Origin of the sequence: Amycolatopsis sp. CA-126428 (genome assembly GCF_002904335.1) — a bacterium.
Classification (GTDB): Bacteria; Actinomycetota; Actinomycetes; order Mycobacteriales; family Pseudonocardiaceae; genus Amycolatopsis.
In genome coordinates, this window is sequence record NZ_PPHF01000129.1 from 145,958 (window position 1) to 166,020 (window position 20,063).

General features: G+C 71.7%; 13 protein-coding genes. 9 read left to right on the top strand and 4 right to left on the bottom strand.

Translation table 11 applies throughout. The annotated features are described in order from the left end of the window. Window positions 1-19: 19 nt before the first annotated feature. Entirely contained in the window at window positions 20-796 is a 777-nt protein-coding gene (locus tag C2L58_RS31645; protein ID WP_103341332.1) for an SDR family NAD(P)-dependent oxidoreductase, read from the bottom strand. Between the two features lie 291 nt (window positions 797-1,087). Between C2L58_RS31645 and C2L58_RS31650 the strand changes: the two genes are divergently transcribed. The 4 genes from C2L58_RS31650 (at window position 1,088) to C2L58_RS31665 (ending at window position 4,773) form a co-directional block, all read left to right on the top strand. After that, a complete protein-coding gene (locus C2L58_RS31650) occupies window positions 1,088-1,804 on the top strand; it encodes a class I SAM-dependent methyltransferase (protein ID WP_103341333.1) in 717 nt (238 codons plus the stop codon). Between the two features lie 156 nt (window positions 1,805-1,960). Then, window positions 1,961-3,055 carry an AMP-binding protein gene (locus C2L58_RS31655; RefSeq protein WP_369904264.1) on the top strand — a complete coding sequence of 365 codons (1,095 nt, stop codon included), beginning with the start codon at window positions 1,961-1,963 and terminating at the stop codon, window positions 3,053-3,055. A gap of 84 nt (window positions 3,056-3,139) precedes the next feature. After that, window positions 3,140-3,490, top strand: coding sequence for an AMP-binding enzyme (locus C2L58_RS50870; protein ID WP_369904265.1), 351 nt, complete (start codon window positions 3,140-3,142; stop codon window positions 3,488-3,490). Further along, complete coding sequence (locus C2L58_RS31665; protein ID WP_103341336.1) at window positions 3,487-4,773, top strand: MFS transporter; 1,287 nt, start codon at window positions 3,487-3,489, stop codon at window positions 4,771-4,773. Before C2L58_RS50870 ends, C2L58_RS31665 begins: the two co-directional genes overlap by 4 nt. Here C2L58_RS31665 and C2L58_RS51565 read toward each other — a convergent pair. Continuing rightward, window positions 4,664-4,939: an LLM class flavin-dependent oxidoreductase gene (locus C2L58_RS51565; RefSeq protein WP_103341337.1), complete on the bottom strand. Its 276-nt coding sequence runs from the start codon at window positions 4,937-4,939 to the stop codon at window positions 4,664-4,666. The two genes, C2L58_RS31665 and C2L58_RS51565, sit on opposite strands and share 110 nt — an antisense overlap. A gap of 323 nt (window positions 4,940-5,262) precedes the next feature. Here C2L58_RS51565 and C2L58_RS31680 point away from each other — a divergent pair, with 323 nt between their 5' ends. The 5 genes from C2L58_RS31680 to C2L58_RS31705 all read left to right on the top strand — a co-directional run bounded on the left by C2L58_RS31680 (window position 5,263) and on the right by C2L58_RS31705 (window position 13,597). Next, window positions 5,263-6,249, top strand: a complete 987-nt coding sequence (locus tag C2L58_RS31680) for a GlxA family transcriptional regulator (protein WP_103341338.1) — start codon at window positions 5,263-5,265, stop codon at window positions 6,247-6,249. Next, a complete protein-coding gene (locus tag C2L58_RS31685) occupies window positions 6,246-6,989 on the top strand; it encodes a DJ-1/PfpI family protein (RefSeq protein WP_103341339.1) in 744 nt (247 codons plus the stop codon). Before C2L58_RS31680 ends, C2L58_RS31685 begins: the two co-directional genes overlap by 4 nt. Window positions 6,990-9,092: 2,103 nt before the next feature. After that, a complete protein-coding gene (locus tag C2L58_RS31695) occupies window positions 9,093-9,950 on the top strand; it encodes a helix-turn-helix transcriptional regulator (protein ID WP_158264200.1) in 858 nt (285 codons plus the stop codon). A gap of 274 nt (window positions 9,951-10,224) precedes the next feature. Further along, window positions 10,225-11,067, top strand: coding sequence for a helix-turn-helix domain-containing protein (locus C2L58_RS31700; RefSeq protein WP_103341341.1), 843 nt, complete (start codon window positions 10,225-10,227; stop codon window positions 11,065-11,067). A gap of 379 nt (window positions 11,068-11,446) precedes the next feature. Further along, complete coding sequence (locus C2L58_RS31705; RefSeq protein ID WP_146073719.1) at window positions 11,447-13,597, top strand: ATP-binding protein; 2,151 nt, start codon at window positions 11,447-11,449, stop codon at window positions 13,595-13,597. Between the two features lie 179 nt (window positions 13,598-13,776). Here the strand turns inward: C2L58_RS31705 and C2L58_RS31710 are convergent, their stop codons facing one another. After that, window positions 13,777-18,786, bottom strand: coding sequence for a non-ribosomal peptide synthetase (locus C2L58_RS31710; RefSeq protein ID WP_103341343.1), 5,010 nt, complete (start codon window positions 18,784-18,786; stop codon window positions 13,777-13,779). Further along, window positions 18,783-19,988, bottom strand: coding sequence for an MFS transporter (locus C2L58_RS31715; protein ID WP_103341344.1), 1,206 nt, complete (start codon window positions 19,986-19,988; stop codon window positions 18,783-18,785). Before C2L58_RS31715 ends, C2L58_RS31710 begins: the two co-directional genes overlap by 4 nt. Between the last annotated feature and the right edge of the window lie 75 nt (window positions 19,989-20,063).

Sequence of the window (20,063 nt, forward strand, 5' to 3'; positions counted from 1 at the left end):
CCGGTCGCCACGCCGGCGCTCACCACATGAACTGACCGCCATCGACGATGAGCTTCTGACCGGTGATGTAGCGCCCGCCTTCGCCGATGAGGAACGCGAGCGCGGCGGCCATCTCCGCGGGCGTGCCGATGCGGTCGAGGGGAATGCCGGTGACCATGCTGGTCCGGTGTTCGGGCGCGGCCGCCGCCACCCGCGTCCGCATGTCCTCGGTGTCGATCATCCCGGGGATCAGGCAGTTGACCCGGATCGTGGGCGCGAGCTCCAGCGCGAGACATTTGGTCAGGTGCAGCAGACCGGCCTTGCTGGCGCAGTAGTTCACGCCGTGGAACCGCGGCCGGATGCCGGTGGTGGCGCCGATGTTGACCACCGACCCGCCGCCGGCCTCGAGCATCGCCGGCGCCAGCGCGCGAGTCAGGTAGAACGGCCCGGACAGGTTGGATCGGATCACCACGTCCCACTCCTCGTCGGTCATCGCGAGGAAGGGCTGGTCGATGTTGCGGCCGGCGTTGTTGACCAGCACCGACGGGGTGCCGTGCTCGGCCAGGACGGTGTCGGCGGCCCGGCGCACCTGATCCGGATTCGATACGTCGGCCCTGATCGCGACGTGGTGTTCGCCGAGTTGCCGCGTGGCGGCTTCGGCCGACTTCTCATCGTGGCGGTAAAGAGAGACGACGCGATATCCCGACTTCACCAACATCGCACTCAACTCGAAGCCGATTCCCTTGGTGCCACCAGTGACGACAGCCAGGTTCACGAATGGAGCAACGGACGAGTTTTCCGAGGCGCGAACATGCATCGGATGCGACACTACCCCCCCTGCCGGTCACACCAGTCCGGACACTTACTTCACTCATATTCGCTCGTGCGTTCGGTGCTGTCAAGGCGTAGACTCACCCAAGCGGGCCATCCGACATGGGCGAACCCGCCAGGGGCGGGACTGGGAATACTGCCGACCAGACCTGAAACAGGGCGCAGCGAAGGCATAATTCGCTACCATTCAACCGCTTCTTCTTCCCACGTTCTCCGAATTTTGCGACACCTCACGGCGAGTACCGCCGGAAACCGACACAACGAACTCGAGGAGCTCATGAGCGAGCCGCAACCAACCGCCGAGGACGTCGATTTCGAGGAAATGTACCAAGGAAAGTCGCCGCTCGGCACACGGATACCGTGGGACACCAAAGAACCCCAGCCGGGTGTCATCGCACTCGAAGAGAGCGGGCAGTTCGCCGGCGAGGTGGCAGACCTGGGGTGCGGCCCCGGCGACAACGCGATCTTCCTCGCGTCCCGCGGGCACCGCGTCACCGGACTCGACGGCGCGCCGTCGGCGATCGAGCAGGCCCGCACCCGGGCGTCGGCGAAGGGCGTCGAGGTCGACTTCGCGGTCGCGGACGCCACAAAGCTCGACGGGTACGAAGATCGCTTCGACACAGTTCTCGACAGCGCGCTCTACCACTGCTTCACCGAGGAAGTCCGCCACACCTACGTCGAAGCACTCACTCGGGCGACCAGGCCCGGAGCACGGCTGCACATGTTCTGCTTCACGGACGCAATACCGGCCGGCGTCCCCGTCCCTTTCTTGATCAGCGAACGCAACCTCCGCGAGACCGTCGGGCGGAGCTGGGAGATCACCCGGCTCGAGCAGACGCGTTATCGGACGGCGTTCACAGTGGACATGCTGCACGAGGCGTCGCGAGCGGTGCTGGACACCGACGTCGACCCGGCCACGATCGCCGCCCTGGACGTCGACGAGCGCGGCAACCTCGTCCTCCCGGTCTGGCAGCTCACCGCTCGCCGCCCCTGAGCAACCGGGGCTTCGGAAAGATGTCGGAAGACCGCCGGCACAGGTCGACCGTTTGGTGACACCACCCCTCGCCGCAAGGAGGACATGGCCGGCTGAATCGTGTACAAGTCTTCCAGGGTCGGATGTTCGCGTGACCAGCGGGGAACCCGGTTACACGTGGCAAGAAGCGCGCGAAACCATGCTGCTGCGCGTCGAACGCGCTGTCCGCCGTCATCCCCGGAACCGGCGCTGAGCAGTGGCTCGCACACCTTGACGTATGCCGGGCTGTGGCGGGAATCCGCGGCACTGGCCGCCCGCTTGTCGGCCGCCGGGGTGCGGGCCGGCCAGCCGGTCGGCCTGTATGGCTCGCGCAGCGGCGAAAGCGTCTTGACCATGATTGCGCTGCTTCGCATCGGCGCCGTCTGCGTTCCCTTGGACTGCTCGTACCCGGCCGGCCGGCCGGGGATGATGGCCGACGACGGCGCGGTCGGGCTGGTGGTGACTGATGGCACCTCCGCAATTCCCGGACAGCTTGCGCATCTCCCGGCGTTGAGCGCCCTCGATGTAGGCGGGTCACCGGCAGCGGTATTCGTAACGGCTCCCGGCAGGCCGGCGCGCCCGGACCTCGCGTACCTGGTCTACACCTCGGGCTCGACCGGCCGCCCGAAGGCCGTCGCCCTGCCGTACTGGTCTCTGGAGAACCTGGTGTCCTGGCAGATCACCGACAGCCGCACCGGCCTCGGAACGCGGACCGCGCATTTCGCGCCGCTCTCGGTCGATGTCTCGTACCAGGAACTGCTGTCGACCTCAGGCACGGGTGGGCACCTCGTCGTCGTCCCGGAGGCGGTGAAGTCCGATCCCGAACGGATGTGGCGGCTCATCGTCGAGTCGTCGATCGAGCGTCTGTTCATTCCGTTCGTCGCCTTGCAGATCCTGGCCCTGTTCTCGCCCCCGCCCGCGCAACTGGCCGGGGCGCGGCTGCGCGAGGTGATCGTCTGCGGGGAACCGCTGCAGTGCTCCCCGGACATCCGCGAGATGTTCGCCCGCCTGCCGGGCTGCGCGCTGGTCAACCAGTACGGCACCACGGAGACGCATGTCGTCACTGCGCACCACGTCGGTCCGTCGCCGGAAAAGTGGCCGGACCTGCCGCCCATCGGGCGGCCGATCGACTCGGTGCACGTGGACCTCCTCCACACCGGCACCACGGAAAGCGATCCCGCCTCGGACACTGGCGAGCTGCTGATCGGTGGGATGGCCGCGGGCGCCACGTAGTTCCGGCGCCCCGGATTGACCGCGGAAAGGTTCGTGCCGGACCCGGTGGTGCCCGGTGGCCGCAGCTATCGGACGGGTGACCTCGTGACACGTGACCCGGACGGGACGCTCCATTGTCTGGGCCGCAACGACGACCAGGTGAACATCCGGGGATACCGGGTGGAGCTCGGTGAAGTGGAAGTGGCACTCAGCCGGCTGCCGGGCGTACGTCAGGCGACCGTGGTGGCCGCGGCCCGCCAGTCGATGTCCCGGTTCCTGATCGCCTTCGTGGTCGGCACGGTCGACACCGACCAGCTCGCCGGCCTCCTGCGGCGGCAGCTGCCCGATTACCTGGTGCCGTCGATGATCAGGCGCGTCGACGCGTTCCCCACCACGGGTTACGGCAAAGTCGACCGTCAGCGGTTGCTGGATGCTGCGGGACTGTCGTCGCGGTGACCGTCCACGGTGGACACAACGCCGCTCCCCCGGTGCCGCTGCACCGCAACGGCAACTTCGTCCTTCTCTGGGTCGGACAGGCCGTCTCGCATCTGGGCGTGATGATCTCCCAGACCGCGTTGCCGCTGCTGGTCTTGGCCGTCACCGGCTCCGCGGCGCAGGCAGGCCTGATCGCCACGGTCCGCTTCGTCGTGGTCTTTTCTCTGCAGCTGTTCGCGGGGGTCCTGGTGAACCGCTGGAGCAACCGTGCCGTAATGCTGATCTGCGACGCCGGCCGGGCGGTCGCCCTCGGCACCGTCGCCCTCGCAATCGTCGCGGGCCATCTCACGTACGCGCATCTTGTGGCGGTCGCCGTCTGCGAGGCGGTGCTGGGCGTCTTCTTCGGCCCGGCGGAGACGCCTTCGGTCCGGCAGGTCGTGCCGGCCGCCCAGCTGAAGGAGGCCGTCGCCCGCAACCAGCTGCGCGGCCAGGTCGCCACGCTGATCGGCTTCCCGCTGGGTGGTTTCCTGTTCGCCTGGCACCACGTGGCCCCCTTCGCGGTCGACGCTGCCTCGTACGTGATTTCCTTCGCTGCCATCGCGTTGATCACGGTGGGGCTCGACCCGCTGACCCGCGATCTGCGGCCGCGTCAACAGGGTCTGATCCGGGAGGTCCGGCGAGGACTGGCCTGGGTGTGGCACGAGTCCTTCTTGCGTTCCTTCACGCTCTGGCTGGCCGCGGCGGGCGTATTGTTCAGCTCGGTGAACCTGGCGGCCACGGTGCTGGCGCTGTGGCGTGGGGCATCCGCCACCGAGCTGGGCTTCATGTACGCCATCATCGGCGCCGGAGGGCTGGCCGGGGCCCTGCTCATTCCACGGATCCAGCGCATCCTGTCGTCGCGGGCGATCGTGCGGGCCTTCGCCGTGACAGCCACCGTCGCTTTCGGGGCGATGCTGGTTTCGCCGTCGGCCTACCTGATCGGCGTCGCCAACGCGGCGGCGTTACTGCTGGCACCGTCGTTGAACGCGATCCTGTCCGGGCACGTCCTCACCCACGCCCCGGACGACATGCAGGGCCGGGTCACGAGCGCGACCCTCCAGATCGCCAACGCCGGAGCGTTCCTCGGCCCCGTCCTCACCGGTGTGCTGCTGGACTCGCTCGGTGCCCTGACCACGGTCGGCTGTTTCGCCATCGTCATGGCGATCCTGTCCGCGGTAGCGTTCCTTCCCGGTTTCGCCCGGGAGCCGGGCACCGGGTCGCCAGCTGCAGGTCCACAGCGTGGTAGAACCTGCCATTCCAGGTGACCGGCTCGCCGTCCAGGAGGCGCAGCAGCAACCCGACGTAGTCCTGAAGCCGGGCGTAGCGGTCCTCGTGCCGAAGGGTGTCGCCGACCGAACGCAGCTCGTTGAGTGCCGCACCGGTGATCAGGTTCAGCGCCACCCGCCTGCCGTGCAGTTGGGCGATCGACATGATCGACCGAGCCGCCGCATTGGAAGCCAGCCCCGCAAGCAGTTCTCGGCTCGAGCCCCGGCCGGGTGAAGATCACCTGCGTCGAATCGGTCGGCATGAGACCGGGCCGGATCCCGGTCACCTTCCCGTCCGGCGCCGCCGCCTCCGCGACGGCGGCCTGCTGCGCCAGCGGCACGACTCCGGGCGAGGGCGCACCGAGTTCCCGGCAGTTCGGTGCCGCAGCCGACCCTGTGCGATTCCGGGCCGTCCGGAACTTCCGGCGGCCACCCCAGCCACGAAAGTAGGCTCCTCCTGTGGGGAATGGAGAAGGAGCGGCTCGGCGGATGGTGATCGTCGCCTACGACGACGTGCAGATCCTCGACGTCGCCTGTCCGAGTGGGGCGCTGGAGATCGCGAACTCGCACGGGGCCGAGCCGCCGTACACCATCGAGCTCGCGACGGTGTCGGGGAAGGCCGCGCGCAGCTCATCCGGGATCGTGCTGGCCGGGGCGAGGCCGCTGGCCACCGTGACCGGGCGGATCGACACGACCCTGGTCGTCGGCGGAGCCGGAACTCCCGAAGCGGCCGTCGACGACCGGCTGCTGACGCAGGTGCGGCGGCTGGCCCGGCGCAGCCGCCGGATCGCCTCGGTGTGCACGGGCACGTTCGTGCTCGCCGCTGCCGGGCTGCTCGCCGAACGCCGGGTCACCACACACTGGGGGTACGCGCAGCTGCTGGCGGCCAAGTTCCCTGCGGTGACCGTGGACGCGGCGCCGCTGTACATCCGGGACGGCGACGTCTACACCTCGGCCGGGGTGACCAGCGCGCTCGACCTCACGCTGGCTCTGATCGAGGACGACCACGGCCCGTCCCTGGCCCGCGAGGTCGCCCGCGAGCTGGTGACCTATCTGCACCGCCCGGCCGACCAGGCGCAGATCAGCGTGTTTCTGTCCGCCCCGCCGCCCGCCAACCGGCTGGTGCGCGACCTGCTCGGTCACATCGTTTCGCACCTGGCCGAGGACCTCAGCCCGCCGTCGCTGGCGGCGCGGGCCGGGATCAGCACCAGGCACCTCGGCCGGCTGTTCGCCAGGCACGTGGGCCGGACCCCGGCCCACGTGGTGCGGGCCGTCCGGACCGAGGCCGCCGCGCACCTGGCGCGGGGCAGCGAGCTGCCGCTGGCCACGGTCGCCCGCCGCTGCGGATTCACCTCGCCGTCGACCCTGCGCCAGGCGTTCCTCGACCACTACGGCGTGAGCGGGGACACGATTCGCCGGATGCCGGACATGCCCCGCCCACCCGACCCGGGAGCCGCCCAGACTTCCGGGGCATGACGAGTGCACAGACCACCCGCAGGACGGTGCTGACCGGCATGGCGGCGACCGCGGCGCTGGGGCTCACGACCGGCACGGCAAGCGCCGGAACGCCGGGCCCGCGGATCGGGATCCTCCTCTACGACGGCTTCAGCCTCCTGGATCCGACCGGCCCCGCCGAGCTGCTGTCCCGGCTGCCGGGCGCGACCGTGACGATGATCGCCGAACACCGCGGCCCGGTCCGCACCGACACCCGGCAGGTCTCGGTGCTCGCCGAACGCTCGGTGGCCGAGGTCGGCCGGCTCGACGTGCTCCTCGTGCCCGGCGCAGGCAACCGCGGCACGGTCGCCGCGATGCAGAACCCGGTCCTGCTCGACTGGATCCGCCGCATCGACCGGCACACGACCTGGACGACCTCGGTCTGCACCGGCGCGCTGATCCTCGGCGCGGCCGGCCTGCTCCGCGACCGGGCGACCACGTACTGGGCGTCGGCGAACTACCTGGAGAGCACGTTCGGCGTGAAGTACGTACCCCGGCGGTACGTCCGGGTCGGCAAGGTCATCACCGCGGCCGGCGTGTCTGCCGGCATCGACCTGGCCCTCTACCTCGCCTTCCTGATCGCCGGCGAGGAAACCGCCCGGGGCATCCAGCTCGCCGTCGAATACGACCCGCACCCACCCTTCGACTCCGGCGACGCCGCGACCGCGAGCCCGCAACTCAAAGCCTTGGCCCTGCGGCTGCTGGCCGAATCGCAGGAATAGCCTCGAACAGTGATACTGGTCGCGGGGAAGTCGCCGGTGAGCTGCCACCCGACGTGTGGAGGTGCCCACCGCTGCGGATCCCAGCGCGGCCAGCGTTGCAGGCAACCCTCGAGTCGCGCCACGTACTGACGCAACACCGTTTCCCGGGCCCCTGTCCATCCGCCGAACTGGACCACTCCACCCACTCCGCAGTACACACCACCGCGACCGGAAAACCGAACGCCGTCAACGAGCCAAAGAATCGCTGACCCGAGATCCAAGGTCCCGTGGTACCGGCCGGTCCGCTACCGTTCACACGGTCTCTGCGTGTGCTTGAACAACCTCGCGAAAGGCCTTGACCCAGGCACGTACGCCAAATGGGCTCAGCTGCCACTCCGAGCCGGGCTGATTCGGGTCGGGTGCCCGCCGTTCCTCGCCGAGGTCCTCAGCGCGATGTCCGCGTTCGGCGTCAAAGAAATCCCCGGCACCCTCCCGCATGCCCAGCTCTACATAACACTGCGAGTCTTGATACCGCTGGTGTGCCCCGACTTGGACGTCTGCCCGGCTCGGACGGACGTGGTAAAACATATGCCTCACCCGCACTGGGCCAAGAACTGAAAGCGTTCGTCGCCGACCTCCGCCGAGCAGGAGGGACCTTCGCCGTAATCGACGTGTCGTTCGTTGTCCCGGGCGGTGAAGTACTCGGCTCTCACGGATGAGCAACCGGGTCGTGAGCCCCAGTGTTTGATCCCGCCGCACCGGCCGGGTCGTGCTCTACGAACGCACCCCGCGCGGCGCCGGCCTGGTGCACGGCGATTCGGTCCTGCCCTGATCGTCGCGCCGCGGCGGCCGGCTGACGACGATCGACTCATGCCGGAAGAATTGCCCGCAGCGGAATTGCTTCGCTCGGTGTCGATGCGGCGTGGCGGGCGATCGTGCGTCAATGCACCCCGCTCGTCCTCGCGACCTGCCGCCGCCTCGGCGTCGGGAACGCGGACGCCGACGACGTTTGCGGCTCAGTGTGGCTGTTCCGCGAGGTGGTGACGCCCGAGTTCGACGCCGGCCGAGACCGGCGGCTGCTCTCGCTGTTGTTCGGCGAGCCCGCCATGACCTACCGGGAAACCAGCGAGATCCTGGGCATTCCGCTCGGCTCGATCGGGCCGTCCAGGGCCCGGTGCCTGGTCAGAGCCCGGCGCATCCCGGCCCCCGCAGCCGACGCTTTCGATCCGGTCGAGGTCGCGTTCGAGCACGTGCGCGCCAAGCCGAGCCCGACGAGGGAACCGAGCGAGTCGGGGTGCCCGTCGCCCAGGATGCGCCGGCGGCGGGTGGTGGTGGCGGCCGTGCGGGGCCGCCGCGAGCAGACAGGCCGGGCAGCAGGCGCGCGCTGCCGGCCGGGGCGTACCCGGCCGGGTGACGCAGTACCGCTCCGGCCGGTGCACTGCCCGGCGGTGATCACGAGGGTGCCGGAAGAGACCCGGGTGAGCACGGCCCGGCGTCGGCGAGCGTGGTCAGGTGCTCGACGGCGGAACCGGTGCCGGAGCGGGAAATCCCCGGAACGGCCCACACCTTTCGGAGGGTTTTGCCCTGCGGACATCGGCCGAAAGCACTAAGAGCAGCAATTCCGGACTGGTCTCGGGCGCTGTTGCGGCGGCGGCGAATCCGCTGGTCAACGGGCAACGTTCTTGCCCGTTGGGTCGGCCGAAGTGGCCACTGCCGGAGGGGCGGTGCTACCTTCGGAGACGAATTTTCTCGTGCAAGACAGATCAGTTGAGGCTACTTCGGACGAGTTCGTCGTCCGCTCGGATACCACCACCCGAAACGGCGTCGGCGGGCGAGACTGCGCCTTGTCCCCCGCAAGAGCCACATCCAGGTGTCCACTCAGCGGTGATGTTCTCGCTTCGCCGGATCTCTAGCGTACGACGTAGCCGCGGCGCTTCCGGGACGCGGTTCGCACTCGAACTGCCGAATTCCCGCAGGGGAGCTCATGGGGGTCAGATGTGTCATCACCGCACGTCACCGTCCGGCGCCGGACACGCCGCAACCGCCGGACAGAACGAGGCGGCGGACCGGGGCCACCCGCTCGGGAACCGGTGTTCCCCTGCCTGTGTGGGGGTGGTGCAGCCGATGCGGGAACGCACGGCGCTGACCATGCGCGACGCGTTGGCCGATTTCCTCCGGCGGCGGCGCGACGCGTTGGCACCGCAGGCGGTCGGGCTGGGGGCCGGCCGGCGGCGCCGGACACCGGGTCTGCGCCGGGACGAGGTGGCGCGCCTGGCCAACATGTCGGCGACCTACTACGAGCGGCTGGAGCAGGGGCGCGGCCCACAGCCCTCGGCCGCCATCCTCGCCGGGCTCGCGCACGCACTGCGGCTGGACCGGGACGAACGTGCCTACCTGTACCGCCTGGCGGGCCACGCCGAGCCGGCCGCGGCGACCACGGACGGTGGCGCCGACACCAAGCTGCTGTCGGTCATGCGGGCGGTGGCGGCGACGTCGCCGGCGTTCGCCGCCGACGATCTGGGCACCGTCTTGGCCCAGAACGAGCCGCACGCCACGCTGTTCGGCCGCGCCGCGGGCCTGCCGGGCTGGGAGGGGAACCTGTTCTGGTGCTGGTTCGCCTCGCGCCGGTGGCGGCGCTACGTGCTGAACCCGGCCGACCAGCAGGAGTTCATCGGCCGTGCGTACGCCGCCTACCTGCGCATTATCGTGGCCAAACGCGGCTACGACGCGGCCGCGGTGGCGCTGGTCGGCGATCTCCGCGCCGCAAGTGCCGAGTTCGCGGCGCTGTGGGACGACCACCGAGTGTCCAAGCCCGCTTCCTCACCGGTGCTGATCATCTTGGACGAACGCGTCGGCCGCCTGGACTTCGACCACGCGCTGATGGTCAGTCCGCAGTCACGCCAGTGCCTGTACTCGCTCCACGCGGTCCGCGGCACCCCCACCCAGCAACGTATCACCGAACTCCTCGAGCTCACCAAGTGATAGCGCTATCCACGTATCGAGAGTACGTGGCTAAGCCCGTCTGCCGACCGTAGCGTTCGACAATGAATTCGGCGGAAAACCCGGATCGGGGGATCATTGTGACAGGAATCCGATGCGTGCGGCAAACGGAGCAATGTCTTGCACTGTCCGTTTTTGACAGGACCGGACATCGCTCACCGACCGCGAGCACCCCGCCCGATCCTTGAATTCCTCCCGTTCGCAATCGGCCATCGACTGGCGAGTGCTCGATTCAACGAACGAGGAGAGACGCTGCATGACTGCGCCGAGCCCAGCTCTCGACCGCCGGTCCTTGATAGTGGAAAAGCACGCTTCCGGCGCGAACGGCGACCTCTTGCGCTGTCAACCGTCGAGCAACTGGCTCGCCATCATCGCCCTGCTGCGGGGGGCCTGCCAGATCGAGGGCCAGGACCGGCGGGGCCGGCGGGGTGTCACGCTCCTGACCGGGGAGATCTGCCGGGTGGCGCCGAGCGCCCAGGTACGGCTCCGCCGGACGCCGCCGGATTACCCGCCGTTCGAAGTCGCGTACATCTGGCTGTCGGTCGAGGTGCTCCACGAGGTCGCGGACAAATGTTCCGAAACCCCTTTCCGGGATCCGTCCGAACTGCACACCCTGCAGGAATTCGATTCACACGTCGCCTCCATGGCACCCGTACTGCTGCATGACCAAGATGCCGCCGCCGGTGACTGCCGCGCGGATATCGCAGCCCATTACCTGGCCACCCACCTGCTCTACCCACGACGCATCGTTGCGGCACGGGAGGGAAACCTCACTTCGGAACAGCTGTCCGCGGTGACCGAATACATGCTCGAGCACCTCAGCTCCGGCGTAACCCTCGACCAGCTGGCCGAGCAGGCCGGGGTGAGCCGCTACCACTTCATCCGACAGTTCGCGGCCACCACCGGCAAAACACCGATGAAGTACCTGGCCGAATTGCGCATCGACGCCGCCCGTCACCGCCTGACGGTCGACAGCGAGCCGATCTCCCGGGTCGGCAGACGGTGCGGCTTCCCCAATCCGGACAACTTCGCCCGCACGTTCCGCAAGCACGTGGGCTGCACCCCGTCGCAGTACCGGATGCGGACGCGACCCGCGTGACCGCGCAACAAGGGTCGGGGAACGAGCAACATCCGACACTCCGGGACCGGTGACCGGCCGTACAGTATTCCCTGTTCCTCCAGGCAGTACGTTGCCGGGAAACACCCAGCCCGAAGTCAGGAAGAGTCGTTCACCACGCCGGACGTCATGAACGACTCTTTCCTGGCGTCCGGCGAGCGGTCGGCCCCGCGGGCGCGGGTGAAGGCGGATCCGGGAAAGGGAGGTCATGGCCAGAGCGGATTCCGGGTCGGCTTTGTGCGGTACTTGCGGCGGCATCATCGGCGTGCGGAGCGCCTCGTACTGTTCCAACGCCTGCCGGCAGCGTGCCTACCGGGACCGGCAGAAGACGAGCTGGACCGGAGAGTCGGCGATCGGCGGCATGTTGACGCAGCTCAGCAGCTTCCTGGGCCGCGCCGAGGAGCTGGTCGAGCTGAGAAGGCTGCTCCGCACGGCCCGCCTGCTGACCCTCACCGGCCCGCCCGGGGTCGGCAAGACGCGCCTGGCCGTCGAACTGGCCAAACAGGAGGAGCGCAGCCGCCGCTGCGAGGTCACGCTGGTCGACCTCGCCGCCGCGGAAGGCGACCTGTCGGCGGTGGGCGTCCCTGACGACGACCGCGAACGCCTGCTGGTCGTGGACAACTGCGAGCACCTGCTCGACACGTGCATCCCGGTGCTCGGCGCGTTGCTGCTGCGCCACCCGAAGCTGCGCATCCTCGCCACCAGCCGGGAGGTCCTGCGGGTGCCGGGCGAGGTGGTGCACGCGATGAGCGGCTTGCCGCTGCCGGCCACCGACCGGATCGCCGACCACCTCCGCGCGGACGCGGTGCGGCTGTTCGTGGACCGCGCCCGCGCGGTCGTTCCCGGGCTCCGGCTCACCGAGGACAACGCCCGCGTCATCGGCGCCATCTGCACCGAGCTGGACGGCTTGCCCCTGGCCATCGAGCTGGCGGCCCGCCTGGCGCAGACGTTCCCGCTGACCGAGGTCCGGGACAACCTCAACGCGCACCTGTGCGCGCTGACCAGCGGCTGGCGCACCGCCCACCCGCGGCACCAGAGCTGGCACCAGGCCGTGACCTGGAGCTACGAGCTGCTGACCCCGGCCCAGCGCAGCATGTTCCGCCGCATCTCGGTGCTGCCCGGCGGCGTGCTGGCCGAGGTCGCCGCCGCCGTGGCGACCGACGGTACGGAGACGACGTCCGTGGTGCTGGACCAGCTGATGGCGCTGGAGGCGAAGTCGCTCATCACGGCGCACCGCTCGGGACGGCTGCGGATGCCGGCGCCGATCCGGCACTACGCCCACGAGCGGCTGACCGAGGCGAGTGAGCAGAAACAGACCTACGACCGGCTCGCCGACTGGCTGACGAGGCTCGCCGAGCCGCTGGGCCGCGCCTCCGCCACGCCGCCGCCGGACGTGCTGCACCGGCTCGCCGCCGAGCGCCCGACCATCGAACACGTCCTGACCCGGCTGCACGACGACGACCGTCAGCTGCTGCTGGCCGGCACCGTGTTCCTCGTCGACATGCTGGAGCGCCGGCCGAGCCACCGCACCCGGGCGATGCTGCGGTCCGCGCTGGACAACACCCGCGTCGACTCGCCGTACCGGGAAATCGCTCTGCGTGGCGCCACCGTGCTGGCCGCGTGGTTCTGCGACCTGACGGAGATGCGCCGCCTCGCCGCGCAGTGGACGGCGTCGGACCTGCTCGGCCGCCTGCTGCTCGGCTTGGCCTCGACCCGGCGCGTGGTGCTGTCCCCCACGACCGGTGCCGTCGACGCGGACGCGGTGACCACGGCGGGCTGGCTCGGCGACGTCCCGTGGCACGAGCGGCCCTGGGAGGAACTGACGCTGGCGGCCGAGCTGGCCGACCGGCTGCTTCCCGTGCTTCGCGCCGGCGGCCCGTCCGCCCGGCTGCGCGGGACGATCCGCGCCGCTGCCGTCATCGCGCTGTCCGGCGGCGACCACGAACTCGCCGACCGGCACTGCACGGACATGTTGCGGTCCGACGGGGATCTCACCGACGAGGACTTCGCCCACGCGGTGACCTGTCTGGGGCTCAGCGCCGCGGGCATCGGCCGGCTGAGCCGGGCCGTCCAATTGCTGTCCTACGCGGAGGCGGCCGGCTCGCCGTTGCTGGATCGGCCGTGGTGGCGCGACCGGGTCGAGGCGGTGCGGATGGCGGCGGTCGGCGTGCTGCCGCGGGAGACGCTCGTCAGCGCCGCGGCGGCGGGGCGGGCACTCGACCGCGCACAGGCACTGGCCTTCGCGCTGGAGCACCGGCAGCAGCGCACCCCCGAGACGGCCCGCGACGACGTCCTGAGCCAGCGCGAGCGGGACGTGGTCGCGCTGCTGGCGGAGGGGTTCACCAACCGTCAGATCGCCGCCCGCATGCACCTGTCGGTCCGGACGGTCGAGACGCACGTGCGCAACATCCGCACCGAGCTCGGGTTGCGGTCCCGCGCGCACGTGGCGGCCTGGTCGGCCCAGCACGGTTCCGGCGACGCCTCGACGCCCGTGATGCGGCTGGCTCACTGAAGTTCTCTCGGTAATCCGGCCGGCCGGCGTGGGCAGGTGTGGGCAGGGCCGTGAATGGCCCGTTCACGGCGTTGAGCGGCGTTGAGCGGCCTCGAGCCGGCACCAGCGGGGCGAGGGCGCCGGCTGTGCCCCGGACCCGGGGCAGGTCCGGGGCACGGCCGGCGAGGGCGGTCACCCCCTCAACGACGGGGCGTGAGGGCCGGCCGGCGGGTGGCCGGCACGGCCAGGTGGGCGGCCAGCCCGGCGACCGTCGGGGCGTCGAAGAACGCGCGGAGGGAGCATTCCGCGCCCAGTTCCGCGCGGATCCGCCCGAGCAGGCGGGTGGCGAGCAACGATTGCCCGCCCAGGACGAAGAAGTTGTCGTCCAGGCCGACCTCGTCCCGGCCCAGCACCTCCGCGAAAAGGACGCACAGCCGCTCCTCGCGCTCGTTGCGCGCTCGGCGTGCGGCAGCACCCCTCGGCACCGCGGGCGCGGGCAGCGCCGCCTTGTCGAGCTTGCCGTTGCGGGTGAGCGGCAAGGCGTCCAGTGCCACCACCGCCGAGGGCACCATGTAGGCCGGCAGCCGCTCCCTCAGCGCCTCCAGCACCTCCCGCGGTGCGACGTCCCCCGGTACGACGTAGCCGACGAGGCGCGGCACACCGTCGTCCGTCCGCAGGTCCGCGGCCGCCTGGGCGACACCGGGCTGGTCGAGCAGCGCCGCCACGACCTCGGCCGGTTCGACCCGGTAGCCGCTGATCTTGACCTGGTCGTCGACGCGGCCCACGAACTCGAGTACGCCACCGGGCCGGAACCGCCCGACGTCGCCGGTGCGGTACATGCGGGTGCCGGGCGGCCCGGCCACGTCGGCCACGAACCGTTCGGCGGTCAGGCCCGGGCGGCCGAGGTAGCCGCGGGCGAGTCCCGGCCCGCCGAGGTAGATCTCGCCGGGCACCCCGGCGGGCACCGGCCGCAGTCCTCGGTCCAGCACGTACACCCGGGTGTTGTCCATCGGCTCGCCGACGGGCACGTTGGCCGGGACCGGCTCCCCGGTGGGCAGCGGGAACCAGGTCGAGATGACCGTGGCTTCGGTCGCGCCGTACGCGTTGGCCACCCGCATCTCCGGCGCCTCGTCGCGCAGCCTGCGCACCGCCGCCGGGCTGAGCACGTCGCCGCCCGACCACGCCAGCCCGAGCCGCGCCATCGGCTCGGTCGCTTCCTCCGCCAGGACGTTGAACAGGGCCGCCGCGAAGACCGCCGACGTCACCTGCCCGGCGACGGCCGTCATCGCGGCGCGGTCGAGCGGGCCGGGCGGCAGCACCACCCGGCCGCCCGACAGCAGCGGAAGCCACAGTTCGTAGGTGGACGGGTCGAATGCGTGCGGCGAGTGGTGCAGCACGGCCCGCCGGTCCTCGGGCCGCCACCGCCGGTCCGCCGTGAACGCGACGATGCTGCGGTGGCTGACGCCGACGCCCTTGGGCACCCCGGTGGACCCGGAGGTGTACATGACGTAGGCGAGCTGATCGGGGTGCACCTCCGGCCCGGGACGGGACGCGGGCCGGTCGATCGGGTCGTCGGCGTACACGACGGGCACGCCGGCGGCACCGAGCAGCGGGTGCGCGGCCGAGGCGCGGTCGGTGAGCAGGACCGCTGTCCCGGTGCTCTCGACGACCCAGCGCATGCGCGCGAGCGGGAACGCGTCCGGCAGCGGAACGTAGTAGGCGCCGGCCTTGACCACGGCGAGGATCCCCACCACCACGTCGGCCGACTTCCGCTGGAGCATGACGACCGGCTGCTCGGGCCGGACCCCCGCCGCGATCAGCACCTGCGCGAGGCGGCCGGCCCGCTCGTCCAGTTCGGCGTAGGTCAGCACGCCCCGCGGCCCGGTCACGGCGGGCGCGTGCGGAGTGCGGTCCACCTGCTGCTCGAACAGCTCGGCCAGCGACGCCGCCGGGAACCCGGCGGCCGTGTCGTTGCGGTCGGTCAGCACCCGCCGGCGTTCGGCGGCGTCGAGCACGTCCACGGCGTGCAGCGCCGTCTCCGGATGCCCGGCCAGCGCCGCCACGACGTTCGCCGTGGTGGTGTGCAGCGCGTCGAGCACCACGTCCGCCGGGATCGCGGGCACCGCCTGCACCACGAACGTGAACCCGGTGCCGTCGTCGTCGATGGAGACCACCAGCGGGTAGTTCGTGCGCTCCCGTTCGCCGAGGTCCTCCACCCCGGCCAGGTCGGCGCCACCGGCCGCGGTGTCGTGCCGGTGGTTGAGCACGGTCGTGAACAGCGGCACGGGGAACGGCACGCCGGACGCCCGCTGCGCGTCGGCCAGCGACGCGTGTTCGTGGACCACGAGCTCGGCGAGCTGGGCGTGCATGGTCCCGACGGCCTCCCGGACGCCGGCCCGGTAGGTCCGCGCCCGCACGGGCAGCGTGTTGATGAACAGCCCCGGCACCCGTTCGACGCCGGCGCCGGCCCGCATCCGCCCGAACAGGAGCGTGCCGAAGACGACGTCGTCGCGGCCGGTCAGCCCGGCGAGCACGCGAGCCCAGACGACGTGGAACACCGTGGCGGGGCTGGTGCCGGCGAGCCGCGCGACGGTGCGCAGCCGCACGGCGAGCTCCGGGTCCAGCGGGCTGTGCCGCTCGGCGACGTCGCCGCCGTCGTGGCGCACCTCCAGCACGCCGAAGGGAGCGGTGGGCTCGGTGACGTCGCCGAGCAGCCGGGCGAACCAGGCCCGGTGCTGCTCGGCCGGCACGCCGAGCAGCGCCTGGGCGACGTAGTTCCGGTAGGGCTCGGGCGGCCGCAGCTGCCCGCTCCGGCCGGCCAGCAGCTCCGCCAGCTCTTCGAGGAGGACCTCGCCCGTCGTGTGGTCCTGGGTGACGTGGTGCATGCGCCAGACGAGCAGCCAGTGGCCGGTGCCGGGCTCGGGAGCGACGACCACGTCCATCAGGGGCGCGCGGCGCAGGTCCATGACGGTGTCGCAGGCGGCCAGCAGCTCGCGGACGCCGTCGTCGCCGGCGGCGGCGACGGTCACCTCGGTGACCGGGAGCTCGGCGGTGCGGTGGACGACCTGGACGGGGTGCGGCAGGCCTTCCCAGGCCAGTGACGTGCGCAGGACCTCGTGCCGCTCCAGCAGTGTGCGGCAAGCGGCCAGGAACTCGTCGAGCCGCTTTCGCGACGCGACGCGGAACGGGTGGCGCAGCAGGTAGGGATCCCGGTCGCGGCCCTCGTGCAGCCGGTGGTGGAAGAACAACCCGTCCTGCAGCGGCCCGAGCCGGTAGACGTCGGCGATCGCCGCGGCACCGCCGGGCACGGCCGCCGTCACGAGCGCCAGCTGCTCCGCGGTGAGCCCGGCGAGGGGCACCATCGCGGGGGTGAGCGCGGTGGCGCCCGGTGGGATGACCGTGGGCGGTGCCACGACCGGGCCGGTGACCGTCGCCGCCGCCAGCTCGGCGGGGGTCGGCATGGTGAACAGGCTGCGCACGTCCGCGGGCACGCCTCGCACGCGCAGCAGCTCGGCCAGGCGCACCAGCAGGAGCGAATGCCCGCCCAGCGCGAAGAAGCTGTCGTCCGCGCCGACCCGGGGCACCCCGAGAACCTCCGCGAACGCCGCACACAGCAGTTCCTCACGCGGGTTCGCGGGCGCGCGCCCGGCGGCCACGGCGTAGTCGGGGCGGGGCAGCGCCGCCCGGTCGACCTTGCCGTTGACCGTCGCGGGGATCGCGTCGAGGACGACCACGGCCGCGGGGACCATGTGCTCGGGCAGTTCGGCGGCGGCGTGCGCGCGCAGCGTGGCGGCCAGGCCGGGCGGGGCGCTCGCCGCCGTGACCACGTAGGCCACCAGGCGGCGGTCGCCCGGCTCGTCCTCGCGGACGGTGACAACCGCCTGCGCGACCGCGCCGTGCGCGGCCAGGACCGCCTCGATCTCGCCCGGTTCGATCCGCTGGCCGCGCAGCTTGACCTGGTCGTCGACGCGGCCGGCGAACTCCAGCTGCCCGTCCTCGTTCCACTTCACCAGGTCGCCGGTGCGGTACATGCGTTCGCCGGGCGGGCCGGCCACCTCGGGCACGAACCGCTCGGCGGTCAGGCCCGGCCGGTGGAGGTAGCCGCGGGCCAGCTGGATGCCGGCGATGTAGAGCTCACCGGGCACGCCCACCGGGACGGGGCGCAACCGGTCGTCGAGCACGTGCAGGCGGGTGTGCCAGACCGGCCGGCCGATCGGCACCATCGCGCCGGGCGCGTCCGCGGCGTCGCGGACCAGGTGCTCGGTGGCGGCGTTGGTGGTCTCGGCGGGGCCGTACTGGTTCGACGTGGGCGCGCCGAGAACGGCGCGCACCTGCGCGGCCTGGGTGGTGGTGAGCGCCTCGCCGCCGCTGAACACGACGCGCAGGCTGTCGCAGCGCGCCGCCGCGGGCTCGCGCAGCAGAGGCCCGAGCATCGACGGCACCATTTCGACGACCGTCACCCGGTGCGCCGAGATCAGCTCCACGAGGTACGCGGGGTCGCGGTGCCCGCCCGGCTGGGCCACGACCATGGTCGCGCCGTGCAGCAGGGGCCAGATCAGCTCGATGACCGAGGCGTCGTAGCTGAACGGGGTCTTCAGCAACGTCCGGTCGGCCGGGCCGATCCGGTGCGCGTCCTGGATCCACGCGAGGTGGTTGACGATCGCGCGGTGCGGCACCGGCACGCCCTTGGGGGTGCCGGTCGAGCCGGAGGTGAAGACGATGTACGCCGTGTGCTCGGGGTGCAGCGCCACGTTCCCGACCGGCCGGGCGTCGTACCGCCGCAGCGCGGCGACCGTCGCCGGATCGTCGAGAACCAGGCTGGTCGAGCCCGCCGGCAGCCGGCCGGCCAGGTCCGAGGTGGTCAGCACGAGCGGGGCGCGGGTGGCGGCGAGGATCCGGTCCAGCCGGGCGGCCGGCAGCTCGGGATCCAGCGGTACGTACACCCCGCCGGCGTTCAGCACGCCCTGCAGCACGGCCGGGAGCTCCGGCGAGCGGTGCAGGAACAGGCCGACCGGCACCTCCGGGCCGACACCGAAGCCGGCGAGGTGCCGGGCGAGGCGGTTCGCACGCTCCGCCAGACCCGCGTAGGTCAGGCGCCGCTCCCCCTGCACCACGGCGGTCGAGTCCGGGTACCGCCGCGCCGCGCGGGCGAACAGCTGCGGCAGGGTCTCCCGCGAGACGGGCGGTGCGGCGGCGAGCGTGTCGTTCATGACGGTCGGCCTCTTTCCTCGGAATTCGGTACGGGTGCCGGCCGGCGGCGGAACAGGGCCACGGCGGTGACGAGCGCGCCGAGCACCATCAGCGCGATGACCTGCCGGAAGCTGAGCAGGGCGACCAGACCCGAACCGGCGCCGAGCGCGGCCGCCTGCGGGACGGTCAGGCAGAGGTTCACCGCCGCCTGGGTGCGGCCCATGAGGTGTTCGGGCGTCGCCGCCTGCGCGACCGTGGCCAGTCCGATCACCGCCAGTGGCCCCGCGGCGCCGGCGAGCACCAGCCCGGCGACGACCGCGGGGAAGACCGCCACCGCCTGCAGGGCGGTCCCGAGCGCGAACACCAGCGCCCCGGCCGCCACCAGCCGCTGCGGCCGGAACCGGGCGATCGCCACGCTGCCGCCCACCGCACCGGCCAGGCCCCCGAGCGCCAGCACGCTCTCCAATGCGCCGAGCAGGGTCGGCGGGCGGTGCAGGCCGTGCTCGATCAGCGCCAGCAGCATCGGCGAGGTCATGCCGATCACCGCCGTCATCGTGACCATCGCGACCAGCAGCGGCCGGATCTCGGCGGAGCCGCGCACGTGGTGGAGGCCGGCGGTGAGCTCCGCGGCCCACCCGGTGCGTTCCCGGCGCGCCGGACGCTCGCGGTCCGGCAGCGTGGCGAAGGCCAGTGCCGCGGTCAGCAGGCAGGCCATGGCCACCACGGCGACGCCGTGACCGCCGATCCACCCGTACACGGTGGCGCCGGCGACCGGGGAGAGCAACGTCGTCCCTGACCGGACGCTCTGGCTGAGCCCGGCGGCGGCGCCGAACTCCGCCTCCTCCACCAGCATCGAGCGCAGCAGCGCGCTCTGCGCCGGGCTCAGCACCGCGGAGGCGGCTCCGTAGGCGGCGGCCACGGCGTAGAGGATGCCCAGCTCGCCCGGGCCGTCGACGAGCAGCAACGCCGCCGATGCCAGCGCGACGGCCAGGTTCGTGCCGATCAGCAGCGGCCGGCGCCGCACCCGGTCGGCCAGCACCCCGCCGAGCGGCAGCAGCACCGTCGGCGCCATGTACGTGAACATGACCAGCGCCGCCACTGAGCTGCTGCCGGTCAGCACCTTCGCCCAGACGCCGAGGGCGATGAGGGCGACGCCGTCGCCGAACAGGGACAAGGTCTGCCCGGCCAGGAACAGCCGGATGCCGGGCCGGGTCAGCAGCACCCCGGCCCCCCGGCGGGTGGCGCCGGGCGCGGCCCGGGCCGCTCGGCGGCGGCTTCGATGACGGTCACGACGATC

What these genes read in the sequence shown, in the direction of transcription:
- C2L58_RS31710 (WP_103341343.1), bottom strand. Translation starts at nt 18,786, where the DNA reads ATGAACGACACGCTCGCCGCCGCACCGCCCGTCTCGCGGGAGACCCTG.
- C2L58_RS31700 (WP_103341341.1), top strand. Translation starts at nt 10,225, where the DNA reads ATGACTGCGCCGAGCCCAGCTCTCGACCGCCGGTCCTTGATAGTGGAA.
- C2L58_RS31645 (WP_103341332.1), bottom strand. Translation starts at nt 796, where the DNA reads ATGCATGTTCGCGCCTCGGAAAACTCGTCCGTTGCTCCATTCGTGAAC.
- C2L58_RS31695 (WP_158264200.1), top strand. Translation starts at nt 9,093, where the DNA reads ATGCGGGAACGCACGGCGCTGACCATGCGCGACGCGTTGGCCGATTTC.
- C2L58_RS31685 (WP_103341339.1), top strand. Translation starts at nt 6,246, where the DNA reads ATGACGAGTGCACAGACCACCCGCAGGACGGTGCTGACCGGCATGGCG.
- C2L58_RS31650 (WP_103341333.1), top strand. Translation starts at nt 1,088, where the DNA reads ATGAGCGAGCCGCAACCAACCGCCGAGGACGTCGATTTCGAGGAAATG.
- C2L58_RS31680 (WP_103341338.1), top strand. Translation starts at nt 5,263, where the DNA reads ATGGTGATCGTCGCCTACGACGACGTGCAGATCCTCGACGTCGCCTGT.
- C2L58_RS51565 (WP_103341337.1), bottom strand. Translation starts at nt 4,939, where the DNA reads ATGTCGATCGCCCAACTGCACGGCAGGCGGGTGGCGCTGAACCTGATC.
- C2L58_RS31705 (WP_146073719.1), top strand. Translation starts at nt 11,447, where the DNA reads ATGTTGACGCAGCTCAGCAGCTTCCTGGGCCGCGCCGAGGAGCTGGTC.